The sequence below is a fragment of the Aeromonas sp. QDB68 genome, assembly GCF_027707405.1.
Lineage (GTDB): Bacteria > Pseudomonadota > Gammaproteobacteria > Enterobacterales > Aeromonadaceae > Aeromonas > Aeromonas caviae.
The window spans coordinates 13,316-39,640 of the sequence record NZ_JAPCIQ010000015.1 but is presented as its reverse complement, the minus strand read 5'-3'; the positions used below and the strand labels follow the sequence as shown (position 1 = coordinate 39,640).

Sequence of the window (26,325 nt, the reverse complement as noted above, 5' to 3'; positions counted from 1 at the left end):
CGCTTAACCTTCCAGTTCGATCTTGGTCAGGCACTCACGCAAGACGGGGCCGTACTCTGTCTTGCCGGGGCAGACGAAGGTACAGAGCGCCAAATCTTCCTCATCCAGCTCCAGGCATCCGAGCGCCTGCGCACTGTCGGTGTCACCGGAGATCAGATCCCGCAGCAGCAGGGTCGGCAGGATGTCGAGCGGCATCACACGCTCATAGTTGCCGATAGGCACCATGGAGCGATCACTACCGTTGGTGGTGGTAGTGAAGTTGATGAGTTTGCCCTTCATCAGGTGAGAGAGGGTGGTACGGGTGATGGAGAACTTGTTGGCACTGGGTTTGACCCAGCCCATGAACTCTTTCTCACGGCCTTCGCCCAGCACGCTCACCTGGTTGTGGAAGCGACCCAGGTAGTCATGGACCCCTTCGGCCTTGGCACCGCTCAGCAGGGAACCGGAGATGATGCGGTTTTCGTCCGCACGCAGCTCGTTGTTGGTCAGCTGGCTGAGGCTGGCACCCAGACGGGTACGCAGCAGACGCGGCTTGATGACGTTCGGGCCAGCCAGGGAGATCACCTTGTCGGTGAAGATCTGGCCGGTGGTGAACAGCTTGCCGTAAGCGATCACGTCCTGATAATTGATGTGCCACTGCACCTTGTTGGCACCGACCGGATCCAGGAAGTGGATGTGGGTGCCCGGCAGACCGGCGGGATGCGGACCGACGAACACGGCTTCCTTGACCTGGGCCAAGGAGGAGTGCGGCAGGCTGGCTTCGCCCTTGCAGACGTGGACGGTACCATCGGTCAGGCGGGTCAGCACGGCCAGACCGTCGAGGAAGGCCTGGGCCTGTTCCTTGATGATCAGCTCCGCACTGGCGGCCAGCGGGTTGGTGTCCATGGCGGTGACGAAGATGGCGCGCGGGGTGGAACCCACGGCCGGCACCTTGCTGAACGGGCGGGTACGCAGCGCGGTCCATTGGCCTGATGCGACCAGGATCTCCTGCACCTTGCTGCGCTCGAGCTGTGCCAGCTCGGCGGAGGCAAAATGCTCAAAGGTCACCTGCTCGTCGGACCCATCGATGTCGATGACGACGGACTGGAGAACACGCTTGGCACCACGGTTGATCTCAGAAACCACACCGGTGGCAGGGGCCGTGAATTTAACGCCGGGATTCTTCTTATCTTCGAAGAGCTCCTGACCTTTAATGACGCGATCACCTACTTTGACAAACATAGTAGGACGCATCCCCACGAACTCTTCGCCGAGTGTAGCAACACGGGTGATGGCCGGGCCATCGTAGATTACTTGCTCCGGAGCACCCAGCACGGGGATGTCCAGTCCTCTTTTAATTGTAATCATACTCACTTGCACTACCGTTAAGGGAAGACAGGTTGGTTAGCGCCGAGAAATACATCACGACGAGTTGTTGAATGAGCCCGTCAACATCGCGGAAAGCTGTCGAAGAAATAAACAAATCAGCAACATACAGGATCATTCAAAAGCGCCTGAGTTTACCACCTTAGGCGAGTTAGCCGCCACGCCAAATGGGGAAAATCCCCGCCCTATCACAAAATTAACCTTCACTGAATATTTCGCGCACGTCCTTGCAAACCGTGGTTTTAAAGGACTTTTCGCAAAACTAACCATATAGAGGTATTTTCCAGGCGCAAGGAAAAGGATTAGAAAAAATAATGCTACACCCCTCATCCCTGGCGGCACACCATTCGTGATAGCGCTGTTAATGGCCCGAGGAAGGCGCCATCAGAAGGTCCAACGGCTCACGCAAAGGGGGATTTGCTGACGCAACCCGGCGTCTTTGGCGCCTGCTCCCTGGCCTGCCACTCGGATTCGGTATAGGTATGCAGCGCCAATGCATGAATGGCTCCCGCCAGCTCGTCGGCCAGCACCCCGTTCACCTGACGATGGCGACCCAGCAAACGCTGTCCCTCAAACGCCTGACTCACCACGACTACCTTGAAGTGGCTTTCGGAGCCCGGTGCCACCCTGTGCATGTAGCTCTCATTGATCACTTCCAGGTGGCTCGGGGAGAGCGCGGCGGCCAGCTTGGCCTCTATCTGTTGTTGCATGCTCACGGTAAGGACTCCTCGTTGAATATCCGGCCATTGTAGCCAGGGTTGTGCGCCCGATGCATCAGGTACGAAGGATCCGCTCGCTCTCGCCGCACCGGACTGGTGAATTTCTCCGCCGCCGCTAGAATAGCGCCACTTTCACCGCTGCCGGGCAACACGGGGCAGACGGTCGCCATTCATCAATCACACGTTGGACTCTTGCCTATGCAAACCCTGCTCGACACGGCCCACTGCCGCCTGACCCTGTATCGTTACCCACGGCAGAGCCAGGACCCCCTGCAGGCCTGGGATGCGGCGGACGAGTATCTGATAAGCCACCTTGCCGAATCGCAGCAGGTACCTGACGGCCCCGTCATCATCATGAACGACGGCTTCGGCGCCCTGGCCGGCTATCTGCATGCCCACGCCCCCGTCTGCGTGACCGACTCCCACATCAGCGAGCGGGCCACCCTGGCCAATCTGGCGGAAAACGGGCTGGATCCCCACGCCATAACCCTGCAGGATGCCCTGGCCCCCCTGCCCGATGCCCCCGCCCTGGTGGTGATCAAGGTCTCCAAGTATCAGGCGCTGCTGGAGCAGCAACTGCTTGCCCTGCGCGGGGTCGTGACCCCTGCGACCCGCATCATTGCTGCCGGCAAGGCCAAGGACATCCACACCTCCACCCTCAAGCTGTTCGAAAAGTATCTGGGGGAGACCCGCACCTCGCTCGCCTGGAAGAAGGCACGCCTCATTCATTGCACCCCGGCCGCCGAGCGCCCGTCCCTGACCAGTCCCTTCCCGACCGTCTGGCCGCTGGAAGGCACCGACATGCTCATCCACAACCATGCCAACGTGTTCTCGCGCACCAGCCTGGATATCGGCGCCCGCTTCATGCTGGACAACCTGCCCATCCACAGTGCCCGCAGGGTGATCGATCTGGGATGTGGCAATGGCGTGCTCGGGCTCTCCCTGCTCGCGCGGGACAGCGAGGTGGAGGTGACCTTCATCGACGAATCCCGGATGGCGGTGGCGTCCGCACGGCTCAACGTCGAGCACAACCGGCCCGATGCCCTGCCCCGTGCCCACTTCATGGTCAACAACTGTCTCGATGACGTTCCCGTCGGGGCAGCGGACAGGATCCTCTGCAATCCCCCCTTCCATCAGTTGCAGGCGATCACCGATCACATCGCCTGGCAGATGTTCAGCGATGCCCACCGGGTGTTGCCTCAGGGGGGCGAACTCTGGATAGTAGGCAACCGTCATCTGGACTATCACAACAAACTCAAGCGCCTGTTTGGCAACGCACAAGTCGTTGCGTCGAACAGCAAATTCGTTATTTTGAAAGCCATCAAACGCTAAAGATAAAGCTAAAGGAAACCCATGATGAAAAAGTCACTCTTGCTGCTGGCCGCTCTGGTATTGGGCGGTTGTGCTACTCACTGGCCCGAGAGCGCCCTGCTCAACCCGCAAGTCATCCCCTCCAACCAGCAGTACTACTCCGGCAACCGCATCACCATGGAAGGGGTGGACAAGCGTGAAGCCGCCTATGTCTTCTCCATCAAGAAAAAAGAGAAGGCCCCTGTGCTGGTAAACAGCAGTCAGCCTCTCAACAGCCTGCTGGCTGAAAAACTGGCGGAAGGGCTGCGCAGCCAGGGCCTGGAAGTGGGCAACAGCGGCACCACCAACCTGACGCTGGCCATCTCCACTGCCGCCGTCACCGTGGAAGAGAAGACCTTCACCTATGTCACCAAGTCCCGCGTCAGCCTGCAGGTGATTGCCGACTTCCAGGGCAGCAAGCTGACCAAGCAGTTCAACATGTCCTCCAGCAAGGAGGGCCCGGGCGAGCCGAGCATGGCCGATCTGGAATCCACTCTGAACCAGCAGCTGGGCAGCGTGCTGCAGCAGATCATGGCCGACGAGGCGCTGCGCGGTTATCTCAAGGGCCAGCCGAGCTGAGCGAGGACATATAAATGAAGAAACTCTGGTTACTGGTCACCCTGATCGCCCCCCTGGCTTTTGCCGGTCAAAAAGTCCAGATGGAGACCAACCATGGCACCATCGTCGTGGAGCTGGCCCCCAAACAGGCGCCCCAGACCGTGAAGAACTTCCTGCGCTACGTGGCAGACGGCAGCTATGACGGTAGCCTGTTCCACCGGGTGATCCAGAACTTCGTGGTGCAGGGTGGGGGCTACAACCAGCAGTTCCAGCCCCTGCCGACCTTCGATCCCGTGGTCAACGAGTCCAGAGGCGGCCTGCCCAACAAGCGCGGCACCATCGCCATGGCCCGCACCCAGGCGGTCGACAGCGCCACTCGCCAGTTCTATTTCAATCTGGTGGACAACGACAACCTCAACGCCAATGCCGGCGCCGGTTACACCGTGTTCGGCCAGGTCGTGAAGGGGATGGAGGTGCTGGACAAACTGGCCCAGGTCCAGACCGGCTACAGCTCCATCCTGCGTGCCAACGACGTCCCCACCAGCCCCATCATCCTGAAGAAAATGGTGCTGCTCGCGGACAAATAACGCGGCCCGGATCACATTCCACCGCGTCCCTGAACGGGTCACCGGTCTCTTTTTCTATACTCTGCTCCCCGATGTGTGCCACGCATCGGGGAGCAGAACCAGAAGGAGGAGCCGGTGACCTGTCATGATTACATAACCCAACACGCCGGCCCGCTGGCCCAGGCGGTCCGCCATTTTCTGGCACGCAAGATTCCCTATCAGCAGCTGGAGGACTTGAGCTGGCAACTCCTCTCCCATTGGCAGGCGCTCTGTGTGATCCCCATGGACAAAACCCCCGCCAACGCACAGGAAGGAGTGTTCTGGCATCTGCTTCACAGCCTGCACCTGTGGGATGAGCAGCACCTCCTCTGTGATGATGCGCTGCGTCTGCAACTCATGGCCTGCGCCAATTTTCTCGCCGACGAGGGCCCCTGCCCGCACCACTGCATCGGCTCGCGCCCCTGAAACCTGCCGCCCATCCCTCGGCTTGCCTTGGCTACGCCTGCCGAACCTGACAAAATGACCCCCTTTTCCCAGAGGAGTCAGGCAGTTGAACAATCTCCGCCCGCCCAGCCACACACCGGGCCGCGCCACCCGCTGGCGAGATGCCCTCGCCGTCTATCTGGAAGCGCGGGTGCTCATCCTGTTTGCCATGGGATTCTCCTCCGGCCTGCCTTTGCTGCTGGTCTTTGGCACCCTCTCGTTCTGGCTGCGCGAGGCGGATGTCAGCCTGACCGACATCGGCTACATGAGCTGGGTAGCGCTGGCCTACGGTTTCAAGTGGCTGTGGTCGCCTCTAGTGGATCGGCTGCCCCTGCCCCTGCTGTCACGGCTGCTTGGGCGGCGACGCAGCTGGATGCTGTTCTCCCAGGTGCTGATCGCCCTCTCCCTGGTGGGGATGGCCTATTGCGATCCCAAGACCCAGCTCGCCCAGCTGGCCCTCTTCGCCCTGCTGGTGGCCTTCTCCTCTGCCACCCAGGACATCGTCATCGACGCCTATCGCATCGAATCTGCTCCCGAGCGGCTGCAGGCGGCCATGGCCGCTTCCTATATGACGGGGTATCGACTCGCCATGATCATGGCGGGAGCGGGGGCACTGGCGCTGGCGGCCTGGCTCGGCAGCAACAGCGGCTATGACTATCGCGGCTGGCAGCTCACCTATCTGCTGATGGGAGGGCTGATGTCTCTTGGCATCCTCACCACCCTGATGAGTCACGAGCCGCAGATCGATCTCAAGAGTCAGGACGAGCAGCAGATGGCGCACAAGGCCACCCTGCTGGCACGGGGTTGGTCCCCCACGCTGGCCGGGCTGGGGGCCTGGACCTACGAGGCCATCTGGTGTCCCTTCGCCGACTTCTTCCGCCGCTACGGCTCCTCGGCCCTGCTGATCCTGGGGCTTATCGCCTGCTATCGCATCTCGGACGTGGTGATGGGGGTGATGTCCAACAGCTTCTATGTGGATCTGCAGTTCAGCAAGACGGAAGTGGCCACCATCACCAAGGTCTATGGCGTCATCATGACGCTGGTGGGGGCCGCACTCGGAGGCGTGCTGGTGATGCGCTTTGGTACCCTGCGCATCCTGTTCCTCGGCGCCGTGCTGACCGCCAGCACCAACCTGCTGTTCGCTCTCCTCAACGAAGTGGGCCACAACCTGGAGCTGCTGACCCTGATCATCTCGCTGGACAACCTCAGCGCCGGCATAGCGACGGCTGCGTTTGTGACCTATCTCTCAAGTCTTACCAACGTCGCCTTCTCCGCCACCCAGTACGCCCTGTTCAGCTCCATCATGCTGTTGCTGCCCAAGTTGCTGGCGGGGTTTTCCGGTCGCGTGGTGGAGCAGATCGGCTACAGCCACTTCTTCATCGGCACCAGTCTGCTCGGCATTCCGGTGATGATCCTGATCATCATGGTTGCCAAACGAGGCAGCACCTTGTCACCACAAACGCACAAATAGCAAGCGTTTGCGCATTTTAGGGGGTGATTAGATTCACAAATCCTGACAAAGTTCCCTGGTGCTTGTTTATCCGTTGAATTTATTTGGCTAGAATCCCTCCCGCTCCTTGTGGGCAGGCTACGGAAAACCTCAACTAACGCACAAGAGACCAATAAAATGGCCAAATTTACCAAGACTCTGATCGCTGCCGGTCTGCTGGCTGCCTCCGCCACTCCGGCCTTCGCTGCCGACTACAGCGGCGACATCCACAAGAACGACTACAAGTGGATGCAGTTCAACGTGATGCACACCATCGACCAACGTCCTTTCACTGCAGGTGCTGAAGATTACAACGACACCTACTTCGAAATGGAATTCGGTGGTCGCTCCGGCCTGTTTGACCTGTACGGTTACGTCGACGTCTTCGATATCTTCGACTCCCGTCACAGCGACAAGCACAAGGGTCAGAACCTGTTCATGAAGTTTGCGCCGCGTATGTCTCTGGATGCGCTGACTGGTAAAGATCTCTCCTTCGGTCCGGTGCAAGAGGTTTACATCGCCTCTCTGAACAACATCGGCGACAACCAGATGGAAAACATGATCGGTCTGGGTGCTGATGTACAAGTGCCTTGGTTCGGCAAAGTGGGCATGAACCTGTATGCTCGTCACGCCACCGAAAACCAGTTCTTCACCGAAGAAGAGGGTGAGTGGAACGGTTACTGGTTCGCCATGAACTGGTTCAAGCCTTTCTACACCTTCAGCAACGGCAGCTTCGTCTCCTATCAGGGTTACCTGGACTACGCCTTCGACTTGGACACCCACAACCGTGCTGACCGTACCAGCGACAACCTGGCTACCTTCCACGGTATCTACTGGCACTCCGACCGCTACGCCGTCGGTTACGGCCTGAAGTACTTCATGGATGCCTACGGCACCAAAGACGGTTCCACCGCCTACGACGGTACCCCGTGGAAGAGCTCTGGCTTCAGCCACTACTTCTCCGTGACCTACAAGTTCTAATCGAACTCGTCACACGGATACAAAAAACCGGAGCAGCTGCTCCGGTTTTTTTATGCCCTCATGCTGGCAGTGGGGGGAGAGCCGCGCCCTCCCCGTTCGCCATCAGTCGCGGAAGTTCTGGAACTGCATCGGCTGGCCCAGTTCGGCGCCACGCACCAAGGCCATGGTCTCTTGCAGATCGTCGCGCTTCTTGCCGGTGACCCGCACCTCGTCGCCCTGGATGGCAGCCTGCACCTTGATCTTGGAATCCTTGATGAGCTTCACCAGCTTCTTGGCCACTTCCTTGTCGATCCCCTGCTTGAACTTCACGGTCAGGTGGAAACGCTTGCCGGAGTGGACGCTGTCACCCACATCCATGGAACTGTTCTCGATCTGGCGCTTGAGCAGGGCGCCGCGCAGGATCTCGACCATCTGCTTGAGCTGGAAATCGGCATCGGCTTCCAGCTTCACTTCTTCCTTGTTCAATTCGAAGCTGGCTTCCACACCACGAAAATCGAAACGGGTCGCCAGTTCACGGTTGGCGTTATCAACGGCGTTCAACACCTCGTTCATTTTGACTTCAGAGACAATATCGAATGACGGCATAGCCGGGCTCCTCATGCTGTACTTCAGGTTGTGCTGACAGGTGGGCAAATCTACCAGAAAACGGGCAAATTTGCTGATTTCGATGGGATTGCTCTGCTAGAATCCCCTGCGCACAGGAATGGTGAGACCCGTTAGAACCCGTTCAGGAGCAGTCGCGAGAGGTCCGACACTCGGTGAAGTGCAGCCCAGGCCCCCGTATGGTCATGCATACATGAGGCTCCCTGGCTGCGCATGAACCTTGAGCACGACCCGGCAACCAGCTCATGCACCGGTTCCAGGTATTCACCAAGCGACATCTTCCCTTATCCCGGGTTGGCGGTTGACAGGATGGCAGCCCTTCCCATGATCGAGCCTCTTCATGCCAAGCGGATTACGCGACAACAACCTGAAAACACGCCGTCACCCTGTCTCTCCCGAGTGGACCTTGCTGGGCTGCGGCGCCCTGGGCGGCGTCTTCGCCTCCCTGTTGACCCAAAGCGGCCAAGCAACCCGCCTCCTGCTGCGCGAGCGCCATCGTGCCACCTTGCACCCCGGCGTCGACTTTACCTCCCTTGAGGGGCATACCCAGCTCCTGGCCATCGAACGCGCCTTCATCGACAAGCCGGGCTGCATCAAACGCCTGCTGGTGATGACCAAAGCGGGGCAGGTGATATCGGCCCTCACTCCTCTGGTCGGGCAACTGGCGGCAGGAGTGCCCATCGTGCTGCTGCACAACGGCATGGGGATCGCCGATCAGGTGGTTGCACTCTTCCCCGACAATCCGGTGATCGCCGGCGTCACCAGCCATGGCGCCATGCAGAGCGGCCACTTCGTGTTCCGCCACACCGGCAAGGGGGAGACCTGGTTGGGCCCAATCAACGAAGCGGCCCGTGCCCATGCCCACCTCGCCGACGAGCTGGCCAGCGCCCTGGGTCAGGCCGGTTGGGATGAGCAGATCCTGACACGCCAGTGGCAGAAACTCGCCGTCAACTGTGCCATCAATCCCCTCACCGCGCTCTACAAGCTCAAGAACGGCGAATTGGCCGGTCCGCGTTTTGCCGATGCCCTGCAGCAAATCTGCGTGGAAGTGGCTGACGTCATGCGGGCCGAAGGTCAACCCACCGGCGGCGAAGAGCTGCTGCGCCGCGTCATGATGGTGGTGGAGCTCACCGCCGACAATTACTCTTCCATGTATCAGGACATGGAACAGGGCCGCGAGACCGAGATAGAGGCCATCACCGGCTTCCTGCTGGGCAAGGCCGCCCTTCACGGTATCGCGGTGCCGGTCAATCAGGGCCTCTATCAGGCCGTCAAAGAGAAGCGCTGAGCAGAGCAGCTGGCAAGCAAGGAGTGCAAGATGAACGTACTGGTACTGGTGGCCCCCGGGTCGGAAGAGATAGAGACGGTTGCCATCGTCGATACCCTGGTTCGGGGTGGCATCGATGTGGTGCTGGCCTCCTGCTGCCCCACTGGAGCGCGCCAGATCCGAGCCTCTCGCGGGGTGCAACTGGTGGCGGATTGCCATCTCGACGAGCTGACCACCCGTGACTTCGATGCCATGGTCGTGCCGGGCGGTCTGCCCGGCAGCGAAGTGATCCGCGACACCCCCCTCGCCATCGACCTGCTACGGGAGCAGGCAGACCTCGGCCGCTGGCGCGCCGCCATCTGCGCCGCACCCGCCGTGGTACTGCACCATCACGGCTTGCTGGGGGATGCGAGCATCACCTGCCACCCGGGCTTTCAGGCCCGTCTGCCCGCGACACAATTGAGCACGGCAAGGGTAGTGACCGATGAAGCCCATCGCCTGATCACCAGCCAGGGCCCGGGTACCGCTATCGAGTTCGCTCTCGAGATAGTACGGGTACTGCGCGGTGACGAGGCCGCCCGTACGGTGGCCGGTCCCATGGTGTTGCCCCCCTCGCTATCGCCATAACCACATCGGGCACTCCGATGAAAGCGACAGAGCCCCCTTGCTTGGTCTATGTTGGCTGCTCTTGTGCTAGATAAAACAATCCGGGCTTCCACGGCCTGGCACCGACTGTTAACATGCGCCCCTTATGCCTGTTATGTGCTCTGGGGTGGCCGTCACGCCGCCCTGACCCTGCCCTGTGCGGCCTCTGCCGCCTGACTCCGGTTATGCCGACCGGCCGGTTTACCCGACCATCAACAGCCAGTCCAATCCTGTGATCCCCGCCATTCCCCCTGATTTGCGGGCCTGTGGCCATGGATCCTCAACGAGCGAGAAAATCCCCATGCTGGAACGTGCAAGACAAGAGTGGTTCTCCAACATACGGGGCGATCTGCTGTCAGGCATCGTCGTCGCCCTGGCGCTGATCCCGGAGGCCATCGCCTTCTCCATCATTGCGGGCGTCGACCCCAAGGTCGGCCTCTATGCCTCCTTCTGCATCGCCGTGGTCATCGCCTTCGTCGGCGGTCGTCCCGGCATGATTTCCGCCGCCACCGGCGCCATGGCGCTCCTGATGGTGACCCTGGTCAAGGAACATGGCCTGCAGTATCTGCTGGCGGCCACCCTGCTCACCGGCCTCTTCCAGATAGCGGCGGGCTACCTCAGGCTCGGCAGCCTGATGCGATTCGTCTCCCACTCCGTGGTGACCGGCTTCGTCAACGCCCTGGCCATCCTTATCTTCATGGCCCAGCTGCCCGAACTCACCAACGTCACCTGGCAGGTCTACGCCATGACCGCGGCCGGGCTTGGCATCATCTATCTGTTCCCGCTTGTTCCCGTAGTGGGCAAACTGCTCCCCTCCCCCCTGCTGTGCATCGTCATCCTGACGGCGGTGGCCATCACCCTGGGCATCGACATCCGTACCGTGGGCGACATGGGCGAGCTGCCCGATACCCTGCCGGTCTTCCTCTGGCCCGACGTCCCCCTCAATCTTGAGACCCTGGCCATCATCTTCCCCTATTCAGCGGGGCTGGCGGTGGTGGGACTGCTCGAGTCCATGATGACGGCAGCCATCGTCGACGAGATGACCGACACCCCAAGCGATCGCAACCGCGAGTGCAAGGGTCAGGGGATCGCCAACATCGGCGCCGGTCTGCTGGGAGGCATGGCGGGGTGCGCCATGATTGGCCAGTCCGTCATCAACATCAAATCCGGTGGCCGCGGCCGCCTCTCCACCTTCGTGGCGGGGACCCTGCTCATCCTGATGGTGGTCTTCATGGATGAGTGGATCCGTCAGATCCCCATGGCAGCCCTGGTGGCCGTGATGATCATGGTCTCCATCGGCACGTTTTCCTGGGAGTCGGTACGCAACCTGAAGAGCCACCCCCTCTCCACCAACCTGGTGATGGTGACCACCGTCGCCGTGGTGGTCGCGACCCACAACCTAGCACTCGGGGTCTTCGTGGGGGTGCTGCTCGCCTCTCTCTTCTTCGCCCACAAGGTTGCCCGCGTCATGCTGGTCAAGAGCGACAGCGAGCGCAGCGGCGCCGTGCGTACCTATCTGGTGCGGGGCCAGGTCTTCTTTGCCAGCGCCGAGCAGTTCCTGGCCGGTTTCGATTTCAGGGAGGAAGTGGAGAAGGTGGTCATCGACCTGACGCACGCCCACTTCTGGGACATCACCGCCATCACGGCCCTCGACAAGGTGGTCATCAAGTTCCGCCGTGAGGGGAAAGAGGTGGCGGTCATCGGCCTGAACGACGCCAGTGCCACCCTGGTCGATCGCTTTGCCATCCACGACAAACGCCAGGAGGGAGAGCCCCTGCTGGCCGAGCATTGATCCCGGCGCCCCATGAGGGCGCTGCCTGCAAGCCATAATAAAAGCCCATCTCTCACCATGAGATGGGCTTTTTTTATGGGCTGTTGGATCACAGTCAACACACGCGCCTCGGCGCGCCCATCCCGAGCCGATGCGGCAATACGGGGTCATGACCTGCCGTCAGGGTGCAAGAGGGGCCAGGAAAGCAGGAACAGGGTGCCACCCCGCCCGCCGGGTTGGCAGACCGCACTGCCGCCGTGGGCCTCGGCAATGGCCTTGACCACCGCCAGCCCGAGCCCGCTGCCGCCACTCTTGCGCGAGCGTGACGGATCCCCCCGGCGAAACGCCTCGAAGATATGGGCGGCGACCTCCTCGCTGATGCCGGGCCCTTCGTCTTCCACGCTCAGGATGCACTGGGTGCCAGAACGATACAGGCGCACGGTCAGCATGCCCGGCACCGCGTGCTTCTGGGCATTTTCCAGCAGCGCCATCAGGGCCTGACGGATGCGAAGTGCATCGCAACAGACCCAGAGTTCGGCATCGAGCTCCCGCTTGAGGGTGAAACCGCTCGCGGCCAGGGGGGTGGCAAACGCCTCGAGCACCACAGCCAGCTCGTCGGCCAGCCTGATCGCCTCTCGTTGCAGCTCCAGGTGGCCGCTGTCGTTGAGACTGAGCACCCGCAAGTCTTCGATCAAGTGGGTCAATCCCTCCACCTGGCGCAACAAACCTTCAAAGAGCGCACGCTCTGGCGGAAATACCCCTTCGGCCAGCCCCTGCAATCGGCCACGCAAGATGGTCACCGGGGTGCGCAATTCGTGGGCGATGGCGGCATTCCAGAACTCCCGCTCCCGGGTCATGCTTTGCAGTCGCTCGGCCATGGTGTTGAAGTCCCGCACCAGTTGCGCCGTCTCCCCGATCGCCTGTTCATCCAGCGGCACGCGCGCATCGAGTTTGCCCTCTGCCACCTCGCGCAGGCTGTTCGCCACCGAATTGAGCGGGGTCAGGATGCGCCGAGAGAGGCGCACCGCCACGTACAGCGCCATCCCCAATGCAATGAGAATGGTCGAGCCAATCCAGATCATCTCGACCCTCTGGAGGGCATCCAGCTCTCGGAGATGCTGCCAGGCACATAGGTCACGGCAATGGCGTAGAACACATAGGTGCCGACCACCGCGAGGGAGATGATGCCAAGCGCCATCAGCCCCAGAGAGCGGATAATCTGCCTGCGCAGGCCGGGGGCCGATGTCATGCATCGCCCCCGAAGCGATAGCCGACGCCCCAGACACTGGCGGGCCCCCCCTGGATACCGTGCGCCTCGAGCTTCTTGCGCAGCTTGCTGATGTGGCTGTCCACCGTGCGCTCCTGGGTATCCCCCTCCGGCAGGCAGTGGGTCAACAGTTCGGCGCGGCTGAACGCCCGTTTCGGCGCCCGCATCAGGGAAGCGAGCAACTTGAACTCGGTCAGGGTCAGATCCAGCACCAGTTGCCCCTCATCGCGGCAAAGGCTGGCCTCGTGACTCTCCAGATCGATCTGGAAAGGGCCGACCCGCAGCACCCGGGCCGTGGCCTGTTTTGCTGCCTGGCTGCGTCTGAGCACCGCCTGTACCCGGGCCACCACTTCGGCCGGGTTGAAGGGTTTGACCACATAGTCATCCGCCCCCATGCGCAGCCCCATCAGCTTATCGAGGTCCTGATCCAGGGCGGTCAGCATGATCACCGGCGTGTCGCCACGGGCCCGGATCTCGCTGAGCACCTGCCAGCCGTCGAGCTGCGGCATCTGCACATCCAGCAGCAGGAGATCGGGTTTGCATGTCTGGTGCATGGCCAGGGCTACGCGGCCATCGGCGGCATGCAAAGTGCGCAATCCTTGGCGTTGCAGGTAAGCGGCGAGGATCTCGGCGATCTCGGCTTCATCCTCTGCAATCAGTACCAGTGACTGGGCCGCCGGGCTGGCGGAGGCTGGAAGATACGACATGGTCGGCCTCGAAAATGGTGGGTTTGAACTTTATCACCGCCTCCATGGATTCTCCACAAAGCCTCGAATCATTCGCAATAGCCCCTCTCCATAATGCCCGCTCGATGTGCTCTCGCAGCAACACCATGCCGGGGAGACGGTTTAACGAGGTGAGTATGATGTTTGTCAGACAGCGGTATGCGGGCGCTCTGCTTGCCGTCATTGCCGTATTCGGGTTGGCAGGTTGCGATGGGGCGCCGCAAGCGCAAGACGCGCCGGCCCCCCCTCAGGTATCGGTGATGACGCTGGCAGGGCAGGACCTGGTCATCAGCGAGGATCTGCCCGCCCGGGTGGCCGCGGTGCGCAGCGCCGAAATTCGCGCCCAGATAAGCGGCATTGTGCAGCGCCGCCTGTTCGAGCAGGGCGCCGAAATCAACGCAGGCACAGTGCTGTTCCAGATAAACCCGGCCCCCTTCAAGGCGGATGTCGACAGCGCCGCCGCCGCATTGCAGCGGGCCGAGGCCGTGCTGGCCCGTGCCCGCATCCAGATTGACCGCCTGGTGCCGCTGCTGCGCACCGAGGCCATCAGCCGCCAGACCTATGATGACGCCGTCTCCCAGCGGGATCAGGCTGCCGCCGACGTGGCTCAGGCCAGGGCGGCCCTGGCCCGGCACCAGCTGAACCTGCAATTTGCCAGCGTGGAGGCTCCCATCGCCGGACGCATCGATCAGGCGCTGGTGAGCGAAGGGGCCCTGGTGTCCCCCACCGATGCCACCCCCATGGCCAGGATCCAGCAGATCGATCAGGTCTACGTCGATGTGCGCCAACCTGCCTCTGTGCTGGACACCCTGCGCCAGCAGGCTGGTTCGACGGCGCCTGAACTGACGGTGGAGATCCTCGGCAGCAATGGCAAGCCGCTCGGCATGCAGGGGCACATCCTCTTCTCCGGCATCGAGGTGGATGCCGGTACCGGTGACGTACTGCTGCGGGTGCTGGTGGACAACCCGGAGCGGCGCCTGTTGCCCGGCCTCTACGTACAGGCACGTATTCCCCGTGCCCGCTATGCCAACGCTCTGAGCGTGCCCCAGCAGGCGGTGGTGCGCACATCGGGCCAGACCAGCGTGTGGGTGCTGGATGGCCAGGGGCAGGCACAACTGGTTCCGGTCAACACCGCTGAACTGGTGAATAGCCAGTACCGCATCACGTCCGGGCTCAACGCCGGACAGCGGGTGGTGATCGAGGGGATCGACCGCCTGACCCCGGGGACGCAAGTCATTGCCCATCCCTGGCAATCCCCCGCAGTCAGCCAGCAGGCTGACGCCGGTAACCGTTGAATCGGAGACATTTCATGCCGCAGTTTTTCATTCATCGCCCGGTGTTTGCCTGGGTGATCGCCCTCTTCATCGTGCTGGCGGGGGTCATCGCCATCCCCAAGCTGCCCATCTCCCGCTATCCCTCGGTGGCGCCGGTGTCGGTGACCCTCTATGCCACCTATCCGGGCGCCACGCCGCAGACCCTGAATGATGCGGTGGTGAGCCTGATCGAGCGCGAGCTGTCGGGGGTCAAGAACCTGCTCTACTTCGAGTCATCGGTAGATGCCTCCGGCAGCGCGCAGATCACCGCCACCTTCAAGCCGGGCACCGATCAGGAGCTGGCCCAGATGGACGTGCAAAACCGCATCAAGGCGGTCGAGCCTCGCTTGCCACAGGCGGTGCGGCAAACCGGCCTGCAGGTGGAGTCCGCCTCGTCTGGCTTTCTGATGATGGTCGGCATGACTTCACCGGATGGCCGCTTCGATGAGGTCGCGCTGAACGACTACATGGCGCGCAATATCGTGCAGGAGCTGCGCCGCATCGACGGCGTGGGGCGAGTGCAGCTGTTCGGCGCCGAGCAGGCCATGCGCATCTGGGTAGATCCGGGCAAGCTCGCCGCCTACGGGTTGACCATCAGCGAGGTGGCGCAGGCCATCGAGCAGCAGAACGTGCAGATTGCACCGGGGCGCCTCGGCGACGAACCCGCCCAGCCTGGCCAGCGACTGACGGTTCCCCTCACGGTACAGGGGCAGCTGACGACCCCAGAGGCGTTCGCCGCCATCGTACTGCGGGCAGGTGCCGATGGCGCCAAGCTGGTGCTGGGTGATGTCGCCCGGGTCGAGTTGGGGGCGCAATCCTACGCCTTTGCCAACCGGGAGAACGGGGTGGCCGCCACCAGCGCCGCCATTCAGCTCTCCCCGGGTGCCAACGCCGTGCGTACCGCCGATGCGGTGCACACCCGTCTCGCCCAGCTCGCTCCCACCCTGCCGACGGGCATGGCTTACTCCATCCCGTTCGACTCGGCCCCCTTCGTCAAGGTCTCCATCGACAAGGTGATCCACACCCTGCTGGAAGCCATGGTGCTGGTGTTCCTGGTGATGTTTCTCTTCCTGCAGAACCTGCGCTACACCCTGATCCCGGCCATCGTCGCCCCCATAGCGCTGCTCGGCACCTTCGCGGTGATGCTGCTGGCCGGCTTTTCCATCAACTCCCTGACCATGTTCGGCATGGTGCTGGCCATCGGCATCATCGTCGACGACGCCATCGTGGTGGTGGAGAACGTCGAGCGCCTGATGGCCACCCAGGGGCTCTCGCCCAGGGAGGCGACATCGCGGGCCATGAAGGAGATCACCGGGGCGGTGATCGGCATCACCCTGGTGCTCACGGCGGTGTTCATTCCCATGGCCTTCGGCAGCGGCTCCGTGGGGGTCATCTACCAGCAGTTCACCCTGTCGATGGCGGTCTCGATCCTGATTTCCGCCTTCCTCGCCCTGACCCTGACACCCGCACTCTGCGCCACCTTGCTGCGTCCGGTCAGCCCGGATCACCATGAGAAGCGCGGCTTCTTCGGCGCCTTCAACCGGGGCGTCGAGCGGCTCACGGTGGGCTACAGCGTTCGGGTCACCCGGCTGGCCGGGCGCAGCGGACGCGTGATGGTCACCTTCGCCGCCCTCTGCGCCGTGCTAGCCATCGCCGCCACCCAGCTGCCCTCCTCTTTCCTGCCGGACGAGGATCAGGGCTACTTCATGACCTCCATCCAGTTGCCGACCGGTGCCACCAGCGAGCGCACTCTGGCCGTCATCAAGGAGTTCGAGGCCCATGTGGCCTCTCGCGAGGCGCTCGACACCAATCTGGTGGTGCAGGGCTTCAGCTTCTCCGGCGCCGGCCCCAATGCGGCCATGGCCTTCACCATGCTCAAAGAGTGGGACCAGCGTCATGGTGCCACGGCCGCCAAAGAGGCTGAGCTGGCACAGGCCGCCATGGCCAACAGCAAGGAAGGCACTGTGATGAGCCTGCTGCCACCCGCCATCGACGAACTGGGCACCTCTTCGGGTTTCACGCTCTTCCTGCAAGACAGGGCCAACCAGGGGGAGGCCGCGCTGCAGGCCGCCCAGGCGCAACTGCTGGCACTGGCGGCCCAAAGCGAGGTGGTGAGCGATGTCTATCCCGACAGCCTGCCCCCCGGCGAGAGCATTCACCTCGAGATCAACCGGCAGAAGGCCGAGGCCATGGGGCTCTCGTTCACCAGCGTGAGCAGCACCCTGTCGGCGGCGATGGGGTCGCTCTACATCAACGACTTCCCCAACGGCGGGCACATGCAGCAGGTCATCCTGCAGGCCGACGCGTCAGCGCGCATGCAGCTCGATGACGTACTCGCCCTGCGGGTGCGCAATGCCAGCGGTGGCATGGTGCCCCTGCGGGAGGTGGTGACGCCGACCTGGCGCCAGTCGCCGCAACAGATGATGCGTTTTGATGGTTTCCCCGCCGTGCGTCTCTCCGGGAGTGCCGCCACCGGGGTGTCCAGTGGCGCCGCGATGGCGGAAATGGATCGCCTGGTGGCGCAACTGCCGCCAGGCTTCGCCCTGGCCTGGACGGGACAGTCGCTGCAGGAGCGTCAGTCGGCGGCCGAGGCCCCCCTGCTGATGCTGCTGTCGGCGCTGGTGGTCTTCCTGGTGCTGGCCGCGCTCTACGAGAGCTGGTCCATCCCGCTCTCGGTGATGCTGGTAGTCCCCCTGGGCCTGCTCGGCGCCGTGGCGGCGGTGATGCTTCGGGGCATGCCCAACGACGTCTTCTTCAAGGTGGGCATGATCACCATCATCGGTCTGTCGGCCAAGAACGCCATCCTCATCGTGGAGTTTGCGCGCCAGTTGCACGGCGAAGGGCGCTCGCTGCTTGATGCCGCTGTGACTGCCGCCCGCCTGCGTCTGCGCCCCATCCTGATGACGTCGCTGGCCTTTACCCTCGGCGTGGTGCCGCTGATGCTTGCCAGCGGTGCCAGCGCTGAGACCCAGCATGCCATCGGCACCGGCGTGTTCGGCGGCATGATCAGCGGCACCCTGCTGGCTATCTTCTTCGTGCCGGTCTTTTTTGTCTTCGTCATCGGCACCCAGACGCGTATTCAGGCCTGGCGGGCCAGACGAGCCACGCAGCGGAGAGCGTCATGATGTTGCCCCCTGATGTCTGGCGCTCGGCAATGCCGGCAGGGGGCTGCAGGGAGTGGCTCTCAGCCCTCACTTCCAGTGTCATCACGGGCGCTGTGGTGGCGGCCAAGGTGAGAAGGCATGGGCTGGCAGGAGAGCACGGGAGGCGGGATTATCGTCACTGGCGGCAGCAATCTAACGGCCCAGACAATGACAGCGTTCAGACAACAGAGGCCATCGAGACCGTGAAAGAGACAGGCTCGGCGTTCGAGCCAGACATCCACCGGACTGACGGGCAGCCTGGCCGTGCTCGTCCGCATCTTGTTGGCCACCATTGAAGGAACTGACGGGTGGGAGAGCCCCGCTCAGGTTGTCACTCAATGGCACCTGCATGTAGGTGCGCGAATACGAAAAAGCCCAACTGAATAAATCAGTTGGGCTATATAGATGGCGGAGGAGGTGGGATTTGAACCCACGGATGGTCGCCCATCGCCGGTTTTCAAGACCGGTGCATTCAGCCGCTCTGCCACCCCTCCGCAGCAGTGCGACGCATATTACCCATGCCCCCAGCCCTTGTAAATCCCCACTCCGTTTGTTTGCCCATTTATTGGGCTATCTGGCCCACAAAACCGGCAAAACCGCTGCAAACCGTGCTTTTTCAAGCGGATGGCTTGACTTGAAAACAGACTCACCCACTATAGGGGCCACTACCACATCCCCAGCAAGATGGACTTATGAGAATCAAACATGCCCTGTTCGCCGCCCTGACCGGCGCGACCCTGCTTGCGGCGCCCGTGCAGGCGAGCGAGCTGACCAAGAGCGATGTCGAGCAGATCGTGCGCGACTATCTGGTCAAGAATCCGGAGATCCTGGTCGAGATGTCCAACGCCCTGCGTGCCAAGCAGGAGAGCCAGCAGGCCGAGAACGACAAGACGCTGATAGAAGCCCATGCCAAGCAGCTCTTCGCCAACCAGGATCCCGAGAGCGGCAATCCCAAGGGCAGCCTGACGGTGGTGGAGTTCTTCGACTACAACTGCGGCTACTGCAAGCGCGCTCATCCCCTCATTCAGCAACTGCTCTCTGAGGACAAGGAGATCCGCTACATCTACAAGCAGTTCCCCATCCTGAGCGAAACTTCCTACTACGCCGCCCGCGCGGCGCTGGCGGTGAAGCTCGGCCAGCCCGACAAATACCAGGCCTTCCACGACAAGCTGTACGCCCATCAGGGACCCCTCTCCGACGAAGCCCAGGTGAAAGACGTCGCCAGGGCCGCCGGCGTGGACTGGAGCAAGGTCGAGGCGAAGATCAAGGACGGCAGCATCGATCAGAATCTGGGTACCAACCGGGCGCTGGCCGAAGCCATGGCCATTTCCGGTACCCCGGCCTTTATCATCGGCGATCAGATCCTGCGCGGCGCACCGCGGGATCTGGCCAGCCTCAAGGCTATCATCAAGGATGTCCGCGCCGGCAAGAGCATTCAGTAACCCGCGCGTTGTTCATGAAAAAACGCCCCGGCATGCCGGGGCGTTTTGCTATTCAGGCTGCAAACCATCAGGCCTGATGGGCCGTCGCAAGAAGCTGTCAGCAAGGCGAAGAGCAGCGCTGGGACCCGAGTTGATATGAATAAATGAGGCTCCCGAGCAACGCATGACCCGTGATCACGGCTTCGCAGCAGGGCCATAACCGTTCGGATTCTGGCTTTGCCAGCGCCAGGTATCGATCATCATCTGCTCCAGACCCCGCTCAGCCTGCCAGCCCAGCTCGTCACGGGCCAGAGCCGGTTCAGCCCAGCACTCGGCAATATCGCCGGGGCGACGGGGCTTGATCTGGTAGGGAATGGCACGGCCACTGGCTGCCTCGAACGCCTTGACCATCTCCAGCACGGAATAGCCCTGACCGGTGCCGAGGTTATAGGTGAAGACGCCGGTATCACTCTTGATGCGGGCCAACGCTTTGAGGTGACCGATGGCGAGATCCACCACGTGGATATAGTCGCGCACCCCGGTGCCGTCCGGGGTCGGATAGTCGTTGCCAAAGACCCCCAGCTCCTTGAGCTTGCCCACGCCGACCTGACTGATGTAAGGCAGCAGGTTGTTGGGGATGCCGTTGGGATCTTCACCGATGAGGCCGCTCTCGTGAGCCCCCACCGGGTTGAAGTAGCGCAGCAGCACGATGGCCCAGCGAGGATCGGATTTGGAGAGGTCACGCAGGATCTCTTCAACCATCAGCTTGGAGCGGCCATAGGGGTTGGTGGCGCTGGTGGGGAAATCTTCCCGCAGGGGTACCGAGGCCGGATCCCCATAGACGGTGGCCGAGGAGCTGAACACCAGCCGGAACACGCCGGCCCTGGCCATCTCTTCGCACAGCACCAGGGTGCCGGTCACGTTGTTCTGATAGTAGGTGAGCGGGATCTGGCCGGATTCCCCCACCGCCTTGAGGCCGGCGAAGTGGATCACCGACTCAATCTTGTGGGTGGCAAACAGCCGTTGCAGGCAGGCTCTGTCCAGAATGTCCCCTTCCACGAAGGTGACCGGCTTGCCGGTGATCCGCTCGACCCGCTTGAGAGACTCGGGGGAAGCGTTGGAGAGGTTGTCCAGTACTACGACCTGCTGCCCGGTACCAAGCAGCTCGACCAGGGTGTGGGAACCGATGTAACCGGCTCCCCCCGTCACCAGAATTGTCATTTTTTATCCCGTACTTTGCTGAAACTGGGGTTAAGTCTACCCGCACGACCCGCCCGGGAAAAGCTCGGGATACCAATGACGCCCGTCAATACTCCAGGCTCACATCCCCTCTGGCGGTGCAGGAACAGGCCAGCGCCACCCCGTTCTCGAGGTCCTGCGCGCTCAGGGTCATCACGCTCTGGCGCTCGATTTCGCCTTCCGTGGTGCAGCGACAGGCGCCGCACACCCCGGCGCGGCAAGCGGCCATCATGGTCTCCCCCGCCCCCTCCAGTGCCGCCAGCAGGGTCTGGCCAGGCAGTATCTTCACTTTCTTGCCGCTCTTTTTGAGGGTCAGCCAGAAGTGGTCGCTATCGGCCGCAACTGGCGCCGCGCTTGAGGCCACCCCAGGCAGGCCGAACGACTCCTGATGCAACTGCTCGGGGGGCAGCCCGAGCCCGGCCAGCATCTCGCTCACCACCGCCATATAGGGGGCTGGCCCGCACAGATAGACATGGCGGCTCAAGAGATCCGGCGCCAATTCCTTGAGCATCCCCGGTGTGAGCCGGCCAACCCAGGGATGAGCCGTTGGCTCCTCTTCCCCTACTTTCTCCAGCACTAAAGCATGGCGCACACCGGCATGAGCCTCGGCCAGTGAAGCCAGTTCCCTCGCGAAGATCACATCCCCGGGGGTTCTGGCGCTGTGAATAAAGCGGATATCGGCGTCCGGTCGCTTGGCGAGCTCGTCCCGCAGCATGGCCCACATGGGGGTGATGCCGGAGCCGGCGCTGAGCAGCAGCGGCCGCTCGCAGGGGAACGCGGTCAGGTGGAAATCGCCGAAGGGGCCGTCTACCCGGATCTCGTCCCCCACTTGCAGGCTCTGGTGCAGATGGTGAGAGACCAGCCCCACATCCTTGATGGTGACCTGCCAGAAAGGATCCTGCGGGCTGGAGGAGAGGGTGTAGGCGCGGCAGTGAGGCTTGCCGTCAATCATCGTGTGCAGGGTGACGCACTGGCCGGCCAGCACGGAGGGCAGGTCACCAGCCAGGGGTTCAAATTGCCAGCTCGCCACGTCGTGGGTCTCTGCCCGGCGGGCTATACAGCGCAGGCTCAAAGAGGTGGAGGTCATCGCAAGGCTCCTCTTGCTCGGAAATAGCGTTGAAAAAAGGCGAGCCATCAGGCTCGCCAAAGGCTTACAACATGCTGAGCGTGTAAGGCTGTATCTTTGCTCAGGCCGCCAGGATCTCGGCGAGATCCGCGTCTGCCGTGGTGGTTCCTTTCAGGCCGAACTGCTCCTCCAGCACCTTGAGCAGGGCCGGGGTGAGGAAGGCCGGGGCGGTCGGGCCGGTGCGGATGTCCTTCACGCCGAGCGCCAGCAGGGTGAGCAAAATGACGATGGCTTTTTGCTCGAACCAGGAGAGCACCAGGGTCAGGGGCAGATCGTTGACGCCGCACTCGAACGCGTCGGCGAGCGCCAGCGCCAGCTGGATGGCAGAGTAGGCATCGTTGCACTGACCCACGTCCAGCAGGCGCGGAATGCCGCCGATGTTGCCGAAATCGAGCTTGTTGAACTTGTACTTGCCGCAGCCCAGGGTCAGTAGCAGGCTGTCCTGCGGGATCGCCTTGGCAAACTCGGTGTAGTAGGCGCGCTCGGCACGGTCGCCGTCACATCCCCCCACCAGGAAGAAGTGGCTGATTTCGCCAGCCTTGACTTTGTCGATCACTGCGGGAGCGGCCTGCATCAGGGCGTTGCGGGCAAAACCGATGGTAATGAAGTGCTCCAGCTCAACGTGCTTGAAGCCTTCCAGCGCTTGCGCCTTGGCGACCACGGCGGAGAAATCTTCCCCTTCCAGGTGGGTCACGCCCGGCCAGCCGACGATGGAGCGGGTGAAGATGCGATCGCTGTAGTTGCCCACGTTCGGGTCGATGATGCAGTTGGAGGTCATCACCACGGCGCCCGGGAAGTTGGCAAACTCCTTCTGCTGGTTCTGCCAGGCGGAGCCGTAGTTACCCACCAGGTGCGGGTACTGCTTGAAGAAGGGGTAGGCCAGGGCCGGCAGCATCTCGCCGTGGGTGTAGACGTTGATGCCAGTGCCCCTGGTCTGCTCCAGGATGAGCTTGAGATCCACCATGTCGTGGCCGGAGACCAGAATGCACTTGCCCGGTACCGGAGTGACGCGTACCTGGGTCGGCTCGGGGTGGCCGAAGGCGGTGGTTTCACCGAGATCCAGCATCTCCATGATTTTGAAGTTGAGCAGGCCGATCTCCATGGCGCACTTGAACAGCGGATCCAGATCGCAGGGATCCGTGCCTAGCCAGCTCATGATGCGATGGAATTCGGCGGCAACCCCGGCATCCTGCTGATCCAGCACCCGGGCGTGTTCCATGTAGGCGGCGGCGCCCTTGAGGCCGTAGAGGCAGAGCAGGCGCAGCCCCATGATGTCTTCGTTGACCTCGTTCTTGCCCCGGTTGACCGCGGTCTGCGGCGCCTGGGCAAGCTGGGCCAGCAGATCGGCACCCGGCTCGAAGCTGGCCGCGGCGGGCAGTGTGTCGGCCTGCACCGCCAGCGGTGCCAGCTTGGCGGCCAGTTGCTGGCGATAGGCCAGCGCCTGGTTGACGTAGGCGACGATGCGAGCGGAGTCGAAGTTGACGTTGGTGAGGGTGGCAAAGAACGCCTTGGGCACGAAAGCGTCTATTTCGCTGTCGACGATGCCGTGCTCGCGGGCCGCCAGGGCCCAGGCGCTGAGCCCTTGCAGGGTATAGATCAGCACATCTTGCAGGTCGGAAGTTTCCGCCGTCTTGCCGCACATGCCTTGTGCATAGGCGCAGCCGTTGCCTGCCGGGGTACGAATAGTCTGTTCACATTGCACACAAAACATCATGTCTCTCCTAATTGGACATTTCAGTTATCTGTTTTGTGGCGATTCTATTCCCCTCCTGGAAAACTTAATAGGCATTCAATTTACCAATTAACATTTCATTGATGCAGATCAAATAGAAAAAAGCCGCCCAAATCGGGCGGCAAGCGGGTGGGAAATCAAGGAGAGACAACTCGGGTGTGCAACAACAGGGGCAATGATACGGGCCGGAGCATGGGCAGCCGGCCCCAGGTTCATCAGGCCAGATAGGCGCGCAGCATCCAGACCAGTTTTTCCTGCTGCTGCACATAGTCGGAGAGGATGGATGCAGTCCCTTCATCACCGGCATCGGCGGCCTGACCCAGGATGCGGCGCTGGGCAACCAGCAGTTCGCGGAAGCTCGCCAGCAGGGATTCCACGCAGGCACGACCGTCATGCAACCCCTTCTGCTCGGGGATGGCGGACACCTGGATGTAGTCGCTGAAGCTGTGCAGGGGCACCCCATCCAGGGTCAGAATGCGTTCGGCCAGGGCATCGACTTTCAGCAGCAGGTCGTTGTAGATCTCTTCGAATTTCAGGTGCAGCTCGAAGAACTGGTTGCCGCGGATGTTCCAGTGGAAGCCACGGACGTTCATGTAGAGGATCTGGTAGCTGGCCAGCAGCTTGTTGAGCTCGGCGGCCAGGGCTTGTGATTGAACGGTATCAAGACCAATGGGGCTCTTCATGATTCACCTCCAGGTGGTAAGCATTATCGGGAACGGAGTCAGCTTATCCAGAAGCAGACTCAAAGGACAATCATCTGTGCCTTGCCGATCCATAGCCAATGGCTATCGTCGGCAAAAAATGCATCGGCTTTCATTGCTCAAGCCGTTCGATATAGAGGATCACCTCGCCGAGGTGAATGCCGAACTTGCTGATCTTCGCGCGGTTGATCAGGCGATCGTCGTCCAGCAGATACATCCAGTCATCAAAGCTCACCCTCACCACGCTCTCATCCGGCAGTGCCAGATCGAGCTGATAGCGCCAGTTGAGGGCAAAGCCTGCCGTCTTGCCTACCGCCTCCCCCACCACGTCTGAAGCCGTGCCGCGCCAGTGGCCATCCGCCCCCTTGCTCAAAAACCAGGTGCGGGTCTGCCGACGGCCATCATCGAAGTAGAACTGCTCGAACAGCTCCCCCTTGCCCTCTCGCCAGTGCCCCTGCATCTCGACCCGAAAGCGACTGGTCACTTCGCCGCTGCGGTCCGTCACCAGGCCGTGGGCCACCAGCTTGCCATTGAAGAAACGGGCGAGATCCCAGCCCGGCCGGGAGCCGCGATAATCGTCAAGACCCGCGCCGCAACCAGAGAGCCACAGCAGGGGTAGCAACCAGGCAAGACGCCACCAGGAAGAGAACTTCATGGAATACTCCATCAGGATTGGCCGCGCAGGCGGCGGGTCAGGGCGGGATCCCGGCTGTCGTCAGTCAGCCAGATAGCAAGAAACGCGGGGGCGAAGGCTGGATCATCGAGAGAGCCAAGGAGGCGATCTCGCAACCAGAAGTGGCCCGTGCCTTGCTCGTCCACATAAAAAACCAGCTTGTCGCCGGGGGCGACATCCGGCCAGAGCGTGGCCAGTCGAGCCAGCCAGCGTTGGCGCTCACTCTCGCTACCAAGGCCGAGCCGCTGCCACTCGGCGGCGGTCGCCTCCAGCAGATCCTGGCGCTCGATGGCCCTCGCGTAGGTAATGCTGAGGGCCTGCGGGTAGCGCCCCGGCTGATAGCGGCCGCTCTCGCTGTAGAGGGTGGCGTCATAGAGCTTGAACCAGAGCCAGCGCATCTCCCCCTGTCCCACGGTACGCAGCCCCTGCCAGGGGGCGGCAACGCTCTGGGCGGTCGCAAACAGTGGCAGGCTCAAGGCCGCCAGCAGCAGACTAGTTCCACCCCATGTGCCAACGGGCGGGATCCTCCAGTTCATGCCAGTCCATCTCCTGTTCCTGCAGGGTGTTGATATCCTGCATCACCACGCTCGCCAGATGCCCCTGGGCATCGCGCTGGCAGGCCACCACCAGGTAGAAACGCTCGGCCAGCTCGCACTGGCCATCCCTGGTCCACTTGGAAAACAACAAGGTGTCGGTCGAAAAGGTGTTCATCTCGTCTCACCCTCCAGCTTGACCGTTACCCACAGGAGTACGGGTAACCACCACATCCAGATCACCGCCAGCAGCACTGCGCTTGTCCAGATGCCCCAGGGTAAGTTTACTGCCCCCATGGCGGCCCCCGCCATATAAGAGGAGGCGCCCCCTACCATGCCGAACAGCCCCTGTTGCCAGCGCGGCAAGAGGCGAAGCCAGGGAAGGCCGTGGGAGAGGGTCAGGGCGAAACCGCACCAAAGCAGCAACAGCCAGAGCGGAAAACCGGACGGAAAGTGAAACAGGCCGAGGCGCCAGAGCAGGATGTCGAGCAGGCAGCCTGCCAGGGCGACCGGGATGAGGCGCCAGTCCTGCCCACGGCGTGGGGAGAAGATGAAATGGAGCAGCAGCATCCCGAGCAGCGGGCCCGGTTGCTGCCATGTCACCGCCAGCAACCAGTAGAGGTTGAATCCCAGCAGGTGGGCCCACTGCCACATG

The 26,325-nt window shown here is 62.1% G+C and carries 24 protein-coding genes, 1 tRNA gene and 1 pseudogene; 12 read left to right on the top strand and 14 right to left on the bottom strand.

Features of this window, described 5'->3' with window-relative positions; genetic code table 11:
• Positions 1-3: 3 nt before the first annotated feature.
• Together PG892_RS07210 and PG892_RS07205 are read right to left on the bottom strand one after the other, a co-directional pair.
• Complete coding sequence (locus tag PG892_RS07210) at positions 4-1,347, bottom strand: Na(+)-translocating NADH-quinone reductase subunit A (protein WP_029313920.1); 1,344 nt, start codon at positions 1,345-1,347, stop codon at positions 4-6.
• Positions 1,348-1,766: 419 nt separating this feature from the next.
• Positions 1,767-2,075: a BolA family protein gene (locus PG892_RS07205; protein ID WP_010673364.1), complete on the bottom strand. Its 309-nt coding sequence runs from the start codon at positions 2,073-2,075 to the stop codon at positions 1,767-1,769.
• A 207-nt stretch (positions 2,076-2,282) separates the two neighbouring features.
• Here PG892_RS07205 and PG892_RS07200 point away from each other — a divergent pair, with 207 nt between their 5' ends.
• The 6 genes from PG892_RS07200 to PG892_RS07175 all read left to right on the top strand — a co-directional run bounded on the left by PG892_RS07200 (position 2,283) and on the right by PG892_RS07175 (position 7,511).
• Positions 2,283-3,416 (top strand): methyltransferase, encoded by a 1,134-nt coding sequence (locus PG892_RS07200; protein ID WP_198497808.1) that lies wholly within the window; start codon positions 2,283-2,285, stop codon positions 3,414-3,416.
• A 24-nt stretch (positions 3,417-3,440) separates the two neighbouring features.
• Positions 3,441-4,013: a YajG family lipoprotein gene (locus PG892_RS07195; protein WP_039040711.1), complete on the top strand. Its 573-nt coding sequence runs from the start codon at positions 3,441-3,443 to the stop codon at positions 4,011-4,013.
• 14 nt (positions 4,014-4,027) lie between these two features.
• Positions 4,028-4,579 carry a peptidylprolyl isomerase gene (locus tag PG892_RS07190; protein ID WP_113977709.1) on the top strand — a complete coding sequence of 184 codons (552 nt, stop codon included), beginning with the start codon at positions 4,028-4,030 and terminating at the stop codon, positions 4,577-4,579.
• Between the two features lie 114 nt (positions 4,580-4,693).
• Positions 4,694-5,023: a hypothetical protein gene (locus tag PG892_RS07185; RefSeq protein ID WP_103260660.1), complete on the top strand. Its 330-nt coding sequence runs from the start codon at positions 4,694-4,696 to the stop codon at positions 5,021-5,023.
• Positions 5,024-5,108: 85 nt separating this feature from the next.
• A complete protein-coding gene (locus PG892_RS07180; protein ID WP_113977707.1) occupies positions 5,109-6,512 on the top strand; it encodes an AmpG family muropeptide MFS transporter in 1,404 nt (467 codons plus the stop codon).
• Positions 6,513-6,668: 156 nt separating this feature from the next.
• The gene (locus tag PG892_RS07175; protein WP_041211271.1) at positions 6,669-7,511 is read left to right on the top strand and encodes a nucleoside-specific channel-forming Tsx family protein; all 843 of its coding nucleotides are present in this window, start codon (positions 6,669-6,671) and stop codon (positions 7,509-7,511) included.
• 102 nt (positions 7,512-7,613) lie between these two features.
• Here PG892_RS07175 and PG892_RS07170 read toward each other — a convergent pair whose 3' ends face one another.
• Entirely contained in the window at positions 7,614-8,096 is a 483-nt protein-coding gene (locus tag PG892_RS07170) for a YajQ family cyclic di-GMP-binding protein (protein ID WP_010673357.1), read from the bottom strand.
• Positions 8,097-8,454: 358 nt separating this feature from the next.
• Here PG892_RS07170 and PG892_RS07165 point away from each other — a divergent pair, with 358 nt between their 5' ends.
• The 3 genes from PG892_RS07165 (at position 8,455) to PG892_RS07155 (ending at position 11,818) form a co-directional block, all read left to right on the top strand.
• Complete coding sequence (locus PG892_RS07165) at positions 8,455-9,402, top strand: ketopantoate reductase family protein (protein WP_128296724.1); 948 nt, start codon at positions 8,455-8,457, stop codon at positions 9,400-9,402.
• 30 nt (positions 9,403-9,432) lie between these two features.
• Complete coding sequence (locus PG892_RS07160) at positions 9,433-10,008, top strand: DJ-1 family glyoxalase III (protein WP_128296725.1); 576 nt, start codon at positions 9,433-9,435, stop codon at positions 10,006-10,008.
• Between the two features lie 319 nt (positions 10,009-10,327).
• Positions 10,328-11,818: a SulP family inorganic anion transporter gene (locus tag PG892_RS07155; RefSeq protein WP_113977703.1), complete on the top strand. Its 1,491-nt coding sequence runs from the start codon at positions 10,328-10,330 to the stop codon at positions 11,816-11,818.
• Positions 11,819-11,964: 146 nt separating this feature from the next.
• On the opposite strand, the pseudogene PG892_RS07150 reads toward PG892_RS07155, so the two are convergent.
• A pseudogene (locus PG892_RS07150) lies at positions 11,965-13,046 on the bottom strand (ATP-binding protein).
• Positions 13,043-13,771, bottom strand: coding sequence for a response regulator (locus tag PG892_RS07145; RefSeq protein ID WP_113978842.1), 729 nt, complete (start codon positions 13,769-13,771; stop codon positions 13,043-13,045). Before PG892_RS07145 ends, PG892_RS07150 begins: the two are co-directional and overlap by 4 nt.
• Before the next feature lie 155 nt (positions 13,772-13,926).
• Between PG892_RS07145 and PG892_RS07140 the strand changes: the two genes are divergently transcribed.
• Positions 13,927-15,084: an efflux RND transporter periplasmic adaptor subunit gene (locus tag PG892_RS07140; protein WP_161957734.1), complete on the top strand. Its 1,158-nt coding sequence runs from the start codon at positions 13,927-13,929 to the stop codon at positions 15,082-15,084.
• A gap of 14 nt (positions 15,085-15,098) precedes the next feature.
• Positions 15,099-18,227, top strand: a complete 3,129-nt coding sequence (locus tag PG892_RS07135) for a multidrug efflux RND transporter permease subunit (protein WP_113978845.1) — start codon at positions 15,099-15,101, stop codon at positions 18,225-18,227.
• 424 nt (positions 18,228-18,651) lie between these two features.
• On the opposite strand, the gene PG892_RS07130 is transcribed toward PG892_RS07135, so the two are convergent.
• Positions 18,652-18,739, bottom strand: a tRNA-Ser gene (locus PG892_RS07130).
• A 198-nt stretch (positions 18,740-18,937) separates the two neighbouring features.
• Between PG892_RS07130 and PG892_RS07125 the strand changes: the two genes are divergently transcribed.
• The gene (locus tag PG892_RS07125; protein WP_039041345.1) at positions 18,938-19,687 is read left to right on the top strand and encodes a DsbA family protein; all 750 of its coding nucleotides are present in this window, start codon (positions 18,938-18,940) and stop codon (positions 19,685-19,687) included.
• A 174-nt stretch (positions 19,688-19,861) separates the two neighbouring features.
• On the opposite strand, the gene galE is transcribed toward PG892_RS07125, so the two are convergent.
• The 8 genes from galE to PG892_RS07085 all read right to left on the bottom strand — a co-directional run bounded on the left by galE (position 19,862) and on the right by PG892_RS07085 (position 26,324).
• Positions 19,862-20,887 (bottom strand): UDP-glucose 4-epimerase GalE, encoded by a 1,026-nt coding sequence (gene galE / locus PG892_RS07120; protein WP_041211255.1) that lies wholly within the window; start codon positions 20,885-20,887, stop codon positions 19,862-19,864.
• A gap of 85 nt (positions 20,888-20,972) precedes the next feature.
• Positions 20,973-21,992, bottom strand: coding sequence for a hybrid-cluster NAD(P)-dependent oxidoreductase (locus tag PG892_RS07115; protein ID WP_180911162.1), 1,020 nt, complete (start codon positions 21,990-21,992; stop codon positions 20,973-20,975).
• 100 nt (positions 21,993-22,092) lie between these two features.
• On the bottom strand, positions 22,093-23,742 hold the full coding sequence (gene hcp / locus PG892_RS07110; RefSeq protein WP_180911728.1) for a hydroxylamine reductase: 1,650 nt from the start codon (positions 23,740-23,742) through the stop codon (positions 22,093-22,095).
• Between the two features lie 236 nt (positions 23,743-23,978).
• Positions 23,979-24,446, bottom strand: a complete 468-nt coding sequence (locus PG892_RS07105; protein ID WP_010673329.1) for a Dps family protein — start codon at positions 24,444-24,446, stop codon at positions 23,979-23,981.
• A 130-nt stretch (positions 24,447-24,576) separates the two neighbouring features.
• The gene (locus PG892_RS07100; protein ID WP_103244407.1) at positions 24,577-25,119 is read right to left on the bottom strand and encodes a DUF3833 domain-containing protein; all 543 of its coding nucleotides are present in this window, start codon (positions 25,117-25,119) and stop codon (positions 24,577-24,579) included.
• A gap of 11 nt (positions 25,120-25,130) precedes the next feature.
• Complete coding sequence (locus tag PG892_RS07095; RefSeq protein ID WP_029313899.1) at positions 25,131-25,673, bottom strand: chalcone isomerase family protein; 543 nt, start codon at positions 25,671-25,673, stop codon at positions 25,131-25,133.
• Complete coding sequence (locus PG892_RS07090; protein ID WP_010673326.1) at positions 25,630-25,848, bottom strand: TIGR02450 family Trp-rich protein; 219 nt, start codon at positions 25,846-25,848, stop codon at positions 25,630-25,632. Before PG892_RS07090 ends, PG892_RS07095 begins: the two co-directional genes overlap by 44 nt.
• Entirely contained in the window at positions 25,845-26,324 is a 480-nt protein-coding gene (locus PG892_RS07085; RefSeq protein ID WP_039041351.1) for a DUF2878 domain-containing protein, read from the bottom strand. The genes PG892_RS07090 and PG892_RS07085 overlap by 4 nt, the downstream gene beginning before the upstream one ends.
• Position 26,325 lies beyond the last annotated feature (1 nt).